The sequence below is a fragment of the Alkalicaulis satelles genome (genome assembly GCF_008630495.1).
GTDB lineage: Bacteria > Pseudomonadota > Alphaproteobacteria > Caulobacterales > Maricaulaceae > Oceanicaulis > Oceanicaulis satelles.
The window spans coordinates 474,119-486,556 of the sequence record NZ_VWOJ01000002.1 but is presented as its reverse complement, the minus strand read 5'-3'; the positions used below and the strand labels follow the sequence as shown (position 1 = coordinate 486,556).

12 protein-coding genes are annotated in these 12,438 nt (G+C 67.7%); 6 read left to right on the top strand and 6 right to left on the bottom strand.

All coding sequences use genetic code 11. The features are described from left to right. Positions 1 to 58 precede the first annotated feature (58 nt). The gene (locus F1654_RS07970; RefSeq protein ID WP_150022996.1) at positions 59 to 1,183 is read left to right on the top strand and encodes a hypothetical protein; all 1,125 of its coding nucleotides are present in this window, start codon (positions 59 to 61) and stop codon (positions 1,181 to 1,183) included. A 27-nt stretch (positions 1,184 to 1,210) separates the two neighbouring features. Here the strand turns inward: F1654_RS07970 and F1654_RS07965 are convergent, their stop codons facing one another. Both F1654_RS07965 and F1654_RS07960 read right to left on the bottom strand, forming a co-directional pair. Beyond that, on the bottom strand, positions 1,211 to 2,134 hold the full coding sequence (locus F1654_RS07965; protein WP_199200508.1) for a lipid A-modifier LpxR family protein: 924 nt from the start codon (positions 2,132 to 2,134) through the stop codon (positions 1,211 to 1,213). A gap of 269 nt (positions 2,135 to 2,403) precedes the next feature. Continuing rightward, positions 2,404 to 4,278, bottom strand: coding sequence for a ribonucleoside-diphosphate reductase subunit alpha (locus tag F1654_RS07960; protein ID WP_150022994.1), 1,875 nt, complete (start codon positions 4,276 to 4,278; stop codon positions 2,404 to 2,406). Between the two features lie 312 nt (positions 4,279 to 4,590). On the opposite strand from F1654_RS07960, the gene F1654_RS07955 reads away from it, so the two are divergent. Continuing rightward, entirely contained in the window at positions 4,591 to 5,175 is a 585-nt protein-coding gene (locus F1654_RS07955; protein WP_199200507.1) for an LOG family protein, read from the top strand. Here the strand turns inward: F1654_RS07955 and F1654_RS07950 are convergent. Then, the gene (locus tag F1654_RS07950; protein ID WP_199200506.1) at positions 5,144 to 5,515 is read right to left on the bottom strand and encodes a HepT-like ribonuclease domain-containing protein; all 372 of its coding nucleotides are present in this window, start codon (positions 5,513 to 5,515) and stop codon (positions 5,144 to 5,146) included. The two genes, F1654_RS07955 and F1654_RS07950, sit on opposite strands and share 32 nt — an antisense overlap. After that, positions 5,508 to 5,801 (bottom strand): nucleotidyltransferase family protein, encoded by a 294-nt coding sequence (locus F1654_RS07945; RefSeq protein ID WP_150022992.1) that lies wholly within the window; start codon positions 5,799 to 5,801, stop codon positions 5,508 to 5,510. Before F1654_RS07945 ends, F1654_RS07950 begins: the two co-directional genes overlap by 8 nt. A 91-nt stretch (positions 5,802 to 5,892) precedes the next feature. Between F1654_RS07945 and prfA the strand changes: the two genes are divergently transcribed. From prfA to F1654_RS07925, 4 genes are all read left to right on the top strand, one after another. Continuing rightward, positions 5,893 to 6,966, top strand: a complete 1,074-nt coding sequence (gene prfA, locus F1654_RS07940; RefSeq protein ID WP_150022991.1) for a peptide chain release factor 1 — start codon at positions 5,893 to 5,895, stop codon at positions 6,964 to 6,966. Then, entirely contained in the window at positions 6,963 to 7,844 is an 882-nt protein-coding gene (gene prmC, locus F1654_RS07935) for a peptide chain release factor N(5)-glutamine methyltransferase (RefSeq protein ID WP_150022990.1), read from the top strand. The genes prfA and prmC overlap by 4 nt, the downstream gene beginning before the upstream one ends. A 74-nt stretch (positions 7,845 to 7,918) precedes the next feature. After that, the gene (locus tag F1654_RS07930; RefSeq protein WP_150022989.1) at positions 7,919 to 8,344 is read left to right on the top strand and encodes a hypothetical protein; all 426 of its coding nucleotides are present in this window, start codon (positions 7,919 to 7,921) and stop codon (positions 8,342 to 8,344) included. Between the two features lie 324 nt (positions 8,345 to 8,668). After that, complete coding sequence (locus F1654_RS07925; RefSeq protein WP_150022988.1) at positions 8,669 to 9,325, top strand: DUF4167 domain-containing protein; 657 nt, start codon at positions 8,669 to 8,671, stop codon at positions 9,323 to 9,325. A gap of 61 nt (positions 9,326 to 9,386) precedes the next feature. On the opposite strand, the gene F1654_RS07920 is transcribed toward F1654_RS07925, so the two are convergent. Next, positions 9,387 to 10,505, bottom strand: a complete 1,119-nt coding sequence (locus F1654_RS07920; RefSeq protein ID WP_150022987.1) for a glycoside hydrolase family 3 N-terminal domain-containing protein — start codon at positions 10,503 to 10,505, stop codon at positions 9,387 to 9,389. A 453-nt stretch (positions 10,506 to 10,958) separates the two neighbouring features. Continuing rightward, on the bottom strand, positions 10,959 to 12,422 hold the full coding sequence (hisS, locus tag F1654_RS07915) for a histidine--tRNA ligase (RefSeq protein WP_150022986.1): 1,464 nt from the start codon (positions 12,420 to 12,422) through the stop codon (positions 10,959 to 10,961). Between the last annotated feature and the right edge of the window lie 16 nt (positions 12,423 to 12,438).

The following is a 12,438-nucleotide window of genomic DNA, read 5'->3' as shown; positions in this document are numbered from 1 at the left end:
TGCGCCCTGACCGGGAATTTATTTGAACCGGGCGCGCGCCTCGGCCATCTGTGAGGTTGTGAGCGCGCGCACCCCCCCTGACGGCCCGCCTGACGGCGAGACGCCCAAACCCGTCATGGCGTCCTTTCCGGCCCATTCGTCCGCGCGGGGCGCCCTGACGCCGCCGCGCCTGGCCGGGTATGGCGTGGCGGTCAGCCTGCACGCCCTGGCGCTGGCCGGGCTCGCCGCCCTGCCCGCCGCCGTCACCGATCCGCCGCCAGAGCGCGCGCCGGGCGCGTCGCTGGCGTTCTACGTCTTCGTCGCCGAGGGCGCCGAGAGCGACTCGCCCCTGTTCGAACCGCCCCTGGACGAGGCGGCCGGCGCGGGCGGAGAGGCGGACGGGGAGGGGCGCGGCGCAGGCGTGGGTGAGGCCGAAACCGAAGCCGAAGCTGAAGACGACGCGGCGCCGGAGCCTGAGGCTGATCCGGAACCGGAGCCAGAGCCCGCGCCCGAGCCAGAGCCTGAAGCGCCGGCGCCCGATCCGCCCGAAACCGGGCCGTCACAGCCTGAAACGGACGAGGCGCTGCGCGAAACCGGGCCTGTTCAGCCCGCGGACACGCCCGATGAGGCGCCGCCCGTCCCGGCGTCCGAACCGCGTGACGAACCCGATCCTTTCAGCCTGCCGCGCGATCCTGACAGGCCGGTGGCCACCACCCAGCTCCCCCCTCCCGAGCCCGGCGCCGCGCCGGCGCAGGCGGCTGATATCGATATTGATGCGCTTATGGCCCAGGTCGCGATCCGGCTCGACCCGGACGAGTTCCGCATGGTGCAAGGCGCCATCGCTTCACGCCTGGTGGTGCGCGATTCCTTCTGTCTGTCCTCCTCCGACGCCAATCGCGAGGCGGGCGATTGCCCCGAGGACGGCCCGGCCGGCGAGATTGATCTGGCCCGCTTCGGCCTGACCGGTTTCGGTGCGGTCCCGCCGCGCTTTCTGGAAGATATGGACCGGCTGGAGTTCGAGCTGGCCCAGCTGGGCGCAGGCTCCGGCCAGATCCGGCGCATCATGGCCGAGCTGGCCGAGGCGCGCCGTCAGGCGGTCACCCAGTCCCCGATCCTGCGCCAGATGGAGCGTGACGAGGCCGGCCGCCGGGACGCGCCCATGATCACGCCGCGGCGTGCGCGCGACCCGTCGGGCGAGCCGTAACCCTTTAATTCTGTGGCAGGGGCATGCCTAGCGGCGCAGGGTCAGGGAGAAGGCGGCGAAGCCTTCCTGGGTGTCCCAGGACTGGGCCGGCAGGGAATAGCTGGTCTCGCGGCGTATATAGGCCAGCGACAGGTCCGCGCCGCCCATCCGCATGGCCACGCCCGCCTGGGCGTCGCCCACCAGGGCGTAAGGCGCCACTGTAAAGGCGCCCAGCCGGGTGAAGCCGGCGCCGGGATCATACAACAGGGCCTGCCGGTCGGCGCCGGCGAACAGCCACCAGGCCGGACGCGACTGTCCGGCATCCTCGCCGATGAAGCGGCCCAGGCGCACCGTGGCGCCGGCCTGGGCGGCCGGGCCGTAATCGCCAAACGAGACGCCGGCCCGCGGCGACAGGCCGAAATCAAGCCCGTCCGAACCGGTCGAATCAAATGCGCCTTCATAGCGCAGCGCCATGCGGCGCGGGCGCTCGCGTTCGCCGGTCAGGGCCCGGCCGGCCGCTTCGGCGAAGTCCGGCCCGAAGGCCAGGACCATGGCGCTGGGCGCCTCTGCATCCATCAGGCTCAGGGTCAGCCGCCCGCCCGAAGGCGTGGCCGAAATCAGGGTCTCGGACGCCTCGAACCCGCTGAGCATGTCGCGGGCGATCTCGGGCGCGCGGGCGCTGAGGATGGCGCTGGCCAGGCGCGACGCCCCCGGACGCGTTTCGTCCTGGCGGGTTGAAAAATCGGGAATGTCTGCGTCAAACCGGAGGGAGGCCGAACCCAGTTCCAGCTGAGCGCCGGGCGGGCGTGGCGTGGCGGCGCGCAAGTCTTCCATCAAGGGCGTGATCACCGACAGGCGCATGTCCATGCCGGCCTGCGCTTCGGCGGCGCCGGGACCGGCCCATGCGGGAGCGCCTGCGCCGGCCATGAAGGCGGCGGCAAGGCTGGCGGCGATGATGCGCATCTGCGCCATATCGGCCTCTCCCTTGGCCCGCCAGGCGGGCGGTGAGCGGTGTGAATATAGCATGCATCACAGCCGCAGGCAGTGGGGCGCGGGAAGTTTTTGGTTAATCAACTCTTAATTCAGGTTGCGCCCCAATTCTGGCGCGCAGCATGCCAGCCACGGTCTGAACCGTGCGTGAACGCCCGGTCCCGGCAAGACGAAGCCCGCCCCGGCGGGGCCGGGACGGGCGTTCGCAAGGCTTGCCGGAACCGTCAGATCCCGAAACCGTCAGCTCCGGCCTATTGACAGCCCAGACATTCCTCGTAATTGGTGGGCGCGGCCTGCTCCATGGCCCGCTCCATCTCCGACTTCTCGCCCGCGCCAGCATAGGCGGCGCGCTGGACCGATTTGGAGCGGCAATAATAGAGCGATTTCACGCCCTTCTCCCAGGCGGTCCAGTGCAGCATGTGCAAATCCCATTTATTGACGTCGCCGGGCAGGAAGACGTTGAGGGACTGGGACTGGCAGATATAGGGGGTGCGGTCGGCGGCGTGCTCGATCACCCAGCGCTGGTCGAGCTCAAACGCGGTCTTGAACAGCGCTTTTTCGTGCTCGTCCAGGCAATCAAGATGCTGCACCGAGCCTTCATGCTCGATAATGCTGGCCCAGACGGGCCCGCGATTTTCGCCTTTTTCCTCCAGCAGGGCTTCCAGGAAGGGGTTCTTCACCGTGAAGGAGCCTGACAGGGTCTTGTGGGTGTAGACATTGGCCGGGATCGGCTCGATGCCCGCACTGGTGCCGCCGCAAATGATGGAGATCGAGGCGGTGGGCGCAATGGCCAGCTTGTGAGAGAAGCGCGCCTTGATGCCCTGCTCGGCGGCGTCGGGACAGGCGCCGCGCTCTTCGGCGAGCTTCACCGAAGCGCGATCAGCCTGCTGGCGCAGATGCTTGAACAGTTTTTTGTTCCAGCTCGCCGCCGTAGGCGATTCAAACGCCACGCCCATTTTCTGCAGGAAGGAATGGAAGCCCATCAGCCCCAGCCCCACCGAACGCTCGCGCCAGGCCGAATAGCGCGCGCGCTCCATCTCGCTGGGCGCGCGCTCGATGAAGTCCTGCAGCACATTGTCCAGGAAGCGGAACACGTCCTCGATGAAGTCGGGATCGTCCTTCCAGTCCAGATAGGTCTCGGCGTTCACAGAGGACAGGCAGCACACCGCCGTGCGGTCGCGGCCCAGATGGTCCAGCCCCGTGGCCAGCATGATTTCCGAGCACAGATTGGACTGGCGCACCTTCAGCCCCAGCTTGCGCTGGTGCACCGGCAGGGCGTTGTTCACCGTGTCGGAGAAGATGATATAGGGCTCGCCGGTCTGCAGGCGCAGCTCCAGGACTTTCTGCCACAGCTTGCGGGCGTTGACGGTCTTGACCACTTCGCCGGACTTGGGCGAGCGCAGCTCGAACTCTGCGTCCGCGCGCACCGCCTCCATGAAGGCGTCGGTGATGTTGAGCCCGTGATGCAGGTTCAGGCTCTTGCGGTTGAAATCGCCGCTGGGCTTGCGGATCTCCAGGAATTCCTCGATCTCGGGGTGGTGGATGTCCAGATACACCGCCGCCGAGCCCCGGCGCAGCGAGCCCTGGGAAATCGCCAGCGTGAGCGAATCCATCACCCGGATGAAGGGGATGATGCCGCTGGTCTGGCCGTTCTGACCGACTTTCTCGCCGATGGAGCGCACCCCGCCCCAATAGGTGCCGATGCCCCCGCCATTGGACGCCAGCCAGACATTCTCGGTCCAGGTGTTGACGATATCGCCCAGCGAATCATCCACCGAGTTGAGGAAGCAGGAAATCGGCAGGCCCCGGTCGGCGCCGCCATTGGACAGGACCGGCGTGGCGGGCATGAACCAGAGCTTCGACATATAGTCATAGAGCCGCTGGGCGTGGGCCATATCGTCGGCATAGGCCCGCGCCACGCGCGCAAACATGTCCTGATAGGATTCATCGGGCAGGAGATAGCGGTCGACCAGCGTCTTCTTGCCGAACTCGGTGAGCAGCGCGTCGCGCGAGGGATCGGTCTGGACCGAATCCACCAGGCGCAGCTTCACCGCTTTGGGCTTGCCCTTCTGGCTCGGCGCCCTCTGGTCCGGCGCGGCGGCATGGGCGTGGTCGAACGGCGTCATGGTCAAACGCTCCCGTCATCTGCAGCGCGCAGGAGACCTGTCACGGCGGGCGCAGGCCCGCGCGCTGCTGGAGAATTCCAATACATTGTGTGCGGCCTCCCCGAGAGACCGCAACATATAGTGCTGAGCCACCGCACCGGCGTCAACGCCCCAAACCGTCCGAACCCGAACTTTTTGGTAAACGAAACCTTACCAGACCCGCGCCCGCGCGCAGACTCGTTAAGGAAGCGCGCGCTGCGTTTCAGGCGCCCTTTCCTGTGGAAAGTTTTTGCGCCCTTGGCGGCGCCCCGCCAGAGGGCTAAGACCGCAATCATGATCTCCTCGGTATGCATTTATTGCGGCTCCAGCACCGGCGCGAACGGCGACTATCTCGCAGCGGCCAGGGCCATGGGCGAAGCGCTGGCCCGGCGCGGGGTGCGCCTGGTCTATGGCGGCGGCCAGGTCGGGCTGATGGGCGCGGTCGCCGACGCCTGCCTGGATGCGGGCGGCATGGTGACGGGCGTGATTCCCGGCTTCCTGTTCCACAAGGAGATCGCCCACGGGCAGGTCAGCGACATGCGCGTGGTCGCCTCCATGCATGAGCGCAAGCAGGTGATGGCCGACGAGGCGGACGCCTTCATCGCCATGCCCGGCGGGCTGGGCACGCTCGAAGAGCTGTTCGAGGTCTGGACCTGGTCCCAGCTGGGCCGTCACGCCAAGCCGGTGGGCGTGCTCAATGCAGGGGGCTATTATGACAGGCTGCTGGCCTTCCTCGATCACATGCAAAGCGAGCAATTCGTCGAGGGCCGCCACCGCGCCATGCTGATCGAGCACGCCGATCCCGACGCCCTGATGGACCGGCTGGCGGCCTATGAACATCCCGGCGTCATCGCGAATCTGAGCCGGCATCAGGTTTAGGGGCTTTGTCCAGAAGCGCGCTCAGGCTGCGCTCCATAACTGCAAGCTCCCGATTCACCAACGCCCACAAAATAGCCGGATCCACGCGCGCATAGGCATGAGCCAGGACATTGCGCGCGCCGATTATGTCGCGCCAAGGCGTATCGGGAGCTCGTTCGCGCACTGCTTCCGGAACATGCTTGGCGGCCTCACCGATGATTTCCACGCACCGTGCGACGGCGTGCTGGGTTTTCAGATCAGCCTTGAAGCCCGCTTCGTCCAGTCCATTGGCATGGGCGCGGGCATGCTGGCCATAGGTGATCATGTCGGCGATGAATGGGCGCCAGTCTTGATCATGCATCCACAGCATCCCGCTCAATCGCTGCGCGCATGGCGGGATGCAGGCTGTCGGGCGTGAACAGGTCAACGCGCAGGCCCAGCCTGTCTTCCAGCTCGCGCTTCAGGCCTGAGAATTCGAACAGGCCGGGCGTGCGGCCGGGGGCGAATTCGACGATCAGGTCGATATCGCTATGCGGGCCTGCCTCTCCGCGCATCTGACTGCCAAACACGCGCACGCGCGTCACCCCCCGGCTGAGGAGCCAGGGCTTGAGGGCGCTCAGGCGTTGTTCCATGTCATGCGTCATCATCCCAGCATCTCATGAGCGCGGGCGAATCCCAAGCGCCCCTCACGCAGGACAGGGCTTTTCCGGGACGGCGCGCTGGCGTAACTGAGAGCCCATGAGCATTCAGACCGCCAAGCTGGACCAGATGATTGACCGCTTCGACCAGGTCGAGGCGCGCCTGTCGGCGTCCGCTGATCCCGAAGAGATCGTGCGCCTGTCGCGCGAGCATGCCGAGCTCAAGCGCGTGGCCGACAAGGCGCGCACGCTCAAGTCCGCCCGGGCGGACATGGAGGAGGCCGAATCCATCCTGGAGGACGGCTCGGACAAGGATATGAGCGCGCTGGCCGAGGAAGAGCGGGTGCGGCTCAAAAAGCTGATCCCGGCGCTGGAGCGCGAGCTGCAACTGCTGCTCCTGCCCAAGGACCGCGATGACGAGGCCTCCATCATTCTGGAGATCCGCGCGGGCACGGGCGGGGACGAGGCGGCGTTGTTCGCGGGCGATCTGTTCTCCATGTACCAGCGCTACGCCTCGAACAAGGGCTGGCGGCTGGAGGTGATCGACGCCAGCGAATCAGAAGTGGGCGGCTATAAGGAAATCATCGCCAGCATCGCCGGGGCGGGCGTGTTCGGGCGCATGAAATTCGAATCGGGCGTGCACCGGGTCCAGCGCGTGCCGGTCACCGAGAGCGGCGGGCGCATCCACACCTCGGCAGCGACAGTGGCGGTGCTCCCGGCGCCCGAAGAGGTCGATATCGTCATCCGTGACGAGGATATCCGCATCGACACCATGCGCGCCTCGGGCGCGGGCGGTCAGCACGTCAACAAGACCGATTCGGCGGTGCGCATGACCCATATCCCCACCGGGATCGTGGTGATCAGCCAGGAAAAATCCCAGCATCAGAACCGCGCCATCGCCATGCAGGTGCTCAAGACGCGCCTGTATGACAAGGAGCGCGCCGAGCGCGACGCCGCCCGCGCCGCCGAGCGCAAGGGCCAGGTCGGCTCCGGCGACCGCTCCGAGCGCATCCGCACCTATAATTTCCCGCAAGGCCGGGTCAGCGATCACCGCATCAATCTGACCCTCTACAAGCTCAGCGAAATCCTCTCCGGCGATGCGCTGGACGAGGTGATCGACGCGCTTCTGGCCGAAGACCAGGCCGCGCGCCTGGCGGCCATGGAACAGGCGTGAGCGCGCCCAGCTGGCGTGATCTCCTGCGCGAGGGCGCCGCAGCCTTGCGCGCCGCCGGTCTGGGCGAGGATGCCCAGAGCGATGCGCGCCGCCTGCTGGAGGCGGCCAGCGGGCTGGGCCCCGCCGCGCTTATGGCGCGCAAGAGCGAGGCGGTTGAGCCCGCCCTTGCCGACGCCTTCGCCGCCCTCATCACCCGGCGCGCGGCGCGCGAGCCGCTGTCCCACATCGTCGGCTCCGTGGGCTTCTGGACGCTGGACCTGATCGTCACCCGCGATGTCCTCACCCCGCGCCCCGACACCGAAACCGTTGTCGAGGCGGCGCTGGCGGCCGTACCCGACCGCTCGGCCCCGCTGGAAATTCTCGACATCGCCACGGGCTCGGGCGCGATTGCGCTGGCGCTGCTAAGCGAATTGCCCAGCGCGCGGGCCGTGGCGACGGATATCTCCGCGGCCGCCCTCGCCGTAGCGCGGAATAACGCGGCGCATAACCGCCTTTCAGAGCGCATCACCTTCATCGAAACCAGCTGGGCGGACGGCGTGGACGGACCGTTTGATCTGGTGGTGTCCAACCCGCCCTATATCGCCAGCGCGGTGATCGACACGCTCGAGCCCGAAGTGCGCGATCACGAGCCGCGCCTGGCGCTCGACGGCGGGCCGGACGGGCTGGCGCCCTATCCTCATCTGTTGGCCGAGGCCCGCCGCCTCCTCAAGCCGGGCGGAAGCGGGGTTTTCGAGATCGGCTATGACCAGGGCGAGGCGGCGCTGGCGCTGGCCAGTGCGGCGGGCGCGGCGAAGGCGCAGTTGCGCCGTGATCTGGCCGGGCGCGGCCGGGCGCTGGTGTTCGGCTTTGAGGGGGCGCAAGGCACGCCTCAGGATTGAAAATCCGGCCGGTCAGGGCTATGATCGCCCGGTAAGCCAAGAGTTTTTGGCGCTGTCAGCAAGCAGAGGCCCGCATGGTCCTGATGGCCGGAATGGCGGCGATGGCCCTGGGCCTGGAGACGGGCGCAGCGGTCCGTTTTGAGTATACGCCTCTGGCCGGTGATCACAGGCGTTTCCAGATTCCTTTCCGAGAGGCTGAGCCCCGGTACTGGATATCCAGGCGGGGCGCGGACGGCCGCTGGGTGATCGTGCATAAGCTGGGCGCGCCGGATCCTCGAAACGCCTTGCAGTCGAGCCAGACCCTGCCGCTGCCTGCGGGCGTCTACAAAATCCATGTGCGGGAAAGCGGCGCGGGCCGCAGCCATTCAGGCCTTCGTCCGGTCCCTGCGCTAACCGGTTTCACGATTGAGGCCGGGGACTGGATCATCGTGCAGTGTGATGCGGCCGGTGAGGCGCGCTGCGCCGCCAGTCTGCACGAAGGTTTCAGCCTGTATCGCTGATCATCCGGCCCGCCTCCACTTGCCCGGTGGGGCGCCAACAGTTTGCGGGACGGGCCGTCGCTTGGCCTGACCATGTAAAAAAGCCTTGGAATCACCATGCGGATGTGGCTAGGGTGCGATCCGTCAGACACGCGGTGCGGACCGGATCAGGGGCTGCTCCGGTATTTGAGGCGGATCGCCCGCATCTGACAGTTAAGGCCCAGACATTTATGCAAGCGGCGCGGCGGCCAGTGAGCTGTTGTAGCCTTGAAGCTCAGCGCGGGCGCCCTGGCGCCGCTGCAGTCCGGACATTCACACCCGCCCGAAAGAGATCAGGTTTTGGCAATGAAGCGTCAACGCGGCCGCGGCCGGAAATCCGGCCATCAGAACAATTCCAACCGGTCGTTCGAGAGTAACGGCCCGGACGTCAAGATCCGGGGCAACGCCCAGCATATCTGCGAGAAATACCTGCAGCTGGCCCGCGATGCGTCATCGTCGGGCGACCGGGTGATGGCGGAAAACTATTATCAGCACGCCGAGCATTATCTGCGCATCGTGCAGGCCAACCAGCCCCGCCGTGAAGATGGCGACAGCGATTCCGAGCGCCAGCAGGACCGCTCCGGCGGTCAGCAGGCCCGGCGCCAGGACCCGTCCGAGACCGAACAGCCCCGCACCGAGCGTTCAGAGGGCGAATCCCGCCCCAATCGCTCCAATGGCCATGACGCGGCCTCCGGCGCGGAAGGGGATGCGGGCGATGAGGGCGGCCGCCAGCGCCGCCAGCGCACGCGCCGGCGCCGGCCCGAGGGCGACGCCGAGGCGGGGGGGAGCGATCCCCTGGCCGTGGTCGATCCCGAAGCGTCCAGCACGCCGCGCGAAGAGGCGTCCGGCGAAGCTGCGGACGAACAGCCCGCGCCCAAGCGCACCCGCACCCGGCGCCCGCGCGCCGATGCGGCGGCGGAAGACGCGCTCAAGGCCGCCGACGCCAAGGCCGGCGCGGCCTGATCAGGTCCAAGTCTGTAAGGCGATATCAGCGGGCGGTCCTGACGGGCCGCCCGTTTGCGTGTCAGGCGCGCGCCGCCACATGTCCGCGCAGGGCGTCAATGCGCGCATTGGCTTCGGCCAGGCGCTGCACCGTTAGCGTCCCGCGCGCCAGCGCCGCGCCCGTCCAGTCCACCGCCTTGCGGGCCAGATCGGGATCGGGATTGGCCGAATTGGAGATCAGGATCAGGTCATTGCCCGCCGCCAGCGCGCCGGTCAGGGCCTGTTCGCGGGTGTAGTGATGGCGGATGGCGCCCATGTCGAGATCATCGGTGATCACCGCGCCCTCATAGCCCATCACCTCGCGCAGCAGGCCGTGCAGCACCCGGCGCGACAGGGTCACGGGCAGGCCGTCAGGATCCAGGCGCCGGTTGACCAGATGGGCGCCCATGATCAGATGCGCCCGGTCCATACGCATCAGCCGCCCGAAGGGGGCAGCCTCCTCGAAAGTCCAGGTGCCGGTGATGTCTACATAGCCGTCATGGCTGTCGCCGCGCGAGCGGCCATGGCCGGGGAAATGCTTGATGGCGCAGGCTATGCCTTCGGCCTCGAAGGCCTCGATAAAGGCCGCGCACCAGTCCGCCGTCCCGGCGGGCTCGGCGCTGAAGGCGCGGCCATACTGGCCGATGGCGTCATTTTCGGGGTCATACAGATCGGCGATGGGCGCCAGATTGAGATTGAAGCCCGCTTCACTTAGCTCTTGGGCCGCAGTGGCCAATAAGGGCCGGGCCGCGTCCAGCCCGCCTTCAGCCAGCACCGAGGCGCGCGGGATGCGGGTATAGCCCATATCCGCATTGAGGCGCTGGACCACCCCGCCTTCCTGGTCGATGGCGAGCCAGGCTTCAGGCGCAGCTTCCCGGAAGCGGCGGGCGAGGCCTTCAACGCCCTGGCGCGTGCGCGCATTATGGCGCAGGAACAAGACCCCGCCGATGCGCCCGGCGGCCAGATCGGCCTCGATGGCGTCCGCGCCCGGCGCATCGGCTTCAGCGCCCAGAAACCCCAGGATCAGCGTGCGTCCCACCAGCGCGTCCAGCGGGTTGGCGCTGTGGCGGGCGATGGATTCGGCGGGCAGGAGCCCGGAAGCCGCAGCAGGCGCAGCCGCGCTGGCGGCCAGCGCGCCCATGACATGGCGTCGGGTCAGCATGGTGTGTCTGAATTCCCCTGATTTTCCCCTGAGCCCAGCTAACGCCGGGAGGGCGGGCCTGTCCACCCGTACGCGGCGCTTTCGCATGAAACGGGCCGGAAGGGGCGTGGCGAAGTCGGCACGCTGTCCTTACGCCGAAAGCGAAAGACGCCCCCAAGCGCGCCAAACACGGCATCGTAGAACGCGATCGAGCGGTCCATGTCGTTCGTGCCCAGCGTGGAATACGCGATCATGTGCGGCCCCTTCGCGCGTTGGAACCGGAATACTGAATAAAAAAAGCCCGGCGTCTTGCGGCGCCGGGCGTTGAATTTGGTTGGTCGATTAAGAGACGTCTCCTCCCCAGAGACACCGCTTAGAGACAAGACGGTCAGGCCCTGTCTGACGAAAACGTGACTCAACTGTCATGGAGCCGTCAACCCCCCAATCTCAGGCGGCAGAGCGCGCGAAGGCGCGTCAGACGCGATTGAGGCGCTCCATGATGGCCTGGACCAGCTGGCTGCGCGGGACGGCGAATTGCTGCTTTTGTTCCTTCCACTCATCGCGGTCAGAGATGGCTTCGGCCAGCTGCGCGCCCAGTTTCAGGTCCTTGATCTGGACCTCGCCGCGTTCGCGCTCCGCTTCGCCCTCGATCACGGCGAAGGCGGCGCCGCGCCGGTCGGCGTATTTGAGCTGCTTGCCCATATTGCCTGATCCGACAAAGGCTTCGGCGCGCAGGCCCGCCGCACGCAGCTCGGCGGCCATGGCGAAATAGCCCGCCATCTGCGCCTTGTCGGCGGCGATCACCACCACCAGAGGCGCGGCGTCGGCCGCGTCCAGACGGCCCAGCGCCGACAGGGCGGCGGCGAAGCGGCTGACCCCGAAGCTGAAACCGGTGGCCGGCACGGCCTGGCCGGTGAAGCGCGCCACCAGATCGTCATAACGCCCGCCCGAGGCCACCGAACCGAACTGCATCGGGCTGCCGTCAGGATAGGCGGGCGTGACCAGAAGCTCGGTCTCGAACACCGGCCCGGTGTAATAGCCGAGCCCGCGCACCACCGAGGCGTCGAACACCGCTTCAGCCTCGCTGACGCCCAGCGCGGTGAGCAGGGCGTCGATCTCGCTGAGCGCTTCAGCGCCCGCCACGCCGGCGCCCTTCGCGCTATCGGCCAGGCGCGCGGCGATATCGGCGCGCGCGCCCTTGGCCTGGGCGGCGTCCAGAAAGCCCAGCACGGTGCGCACGCCATCCGCGTCCAGCCCCGCGCCTTCGGTGAAGTCGCCGCTCTCATCCTTGCGGCCCTTGCCCAGCAGGAGCTCCACGCCCTCAAGGCCCAGCCGGTCGAGCTTGTCGATGGCGCGCAGGACGCGCATGCGCCGGGTTTCATCAGCGGAGCCCAGGCTTTCCAGCACGCCGTCCAGCAGGCGCCGGTCATTGATCCGGATCACGAACTCGCCGTCCTTCAGGCCGGCTGCGCGCATCACCTCGCAGGCCATGGCGATCATCTCGGCGTCGGCGGCGGGGCCGGCTGCGCCCACGCTGTCGGCGTCGCACTGGACGAACTGGCGGAAGCGGCCCGGGCCGGGCTTTTCATTGCGCCACACCTCGCCGAACTGATAGCGGCGGAAGGGCTTGACCAGATCCTGGAAATTCTCCGCTGCGAACCGGGCCAGCGGCGCGGTCAGGTCATAGCGCAGCGCCATCCACTGCTCGTCATCGTCCTGCAGGGCGAACACGCCCTCATTGGGCCGGTCCTCGTCAGGCAGGAATTTGCCCAGCGCATCGGCATACTCGAAGGCGGGCGTTTCCAGCGGCTCGAAGCCCCAGCGCTCATAGACCTGGCTGGCCGCGTTCACCAGGGCGCGCTCGGCGCGGATGACGCTGGCGGAGCGGTCCTCGAACCCGCGCGGGCGGCGCGCCTTGGGGCGGAAGGTCTTGGCCATGGAGGGTCTCGCTTGA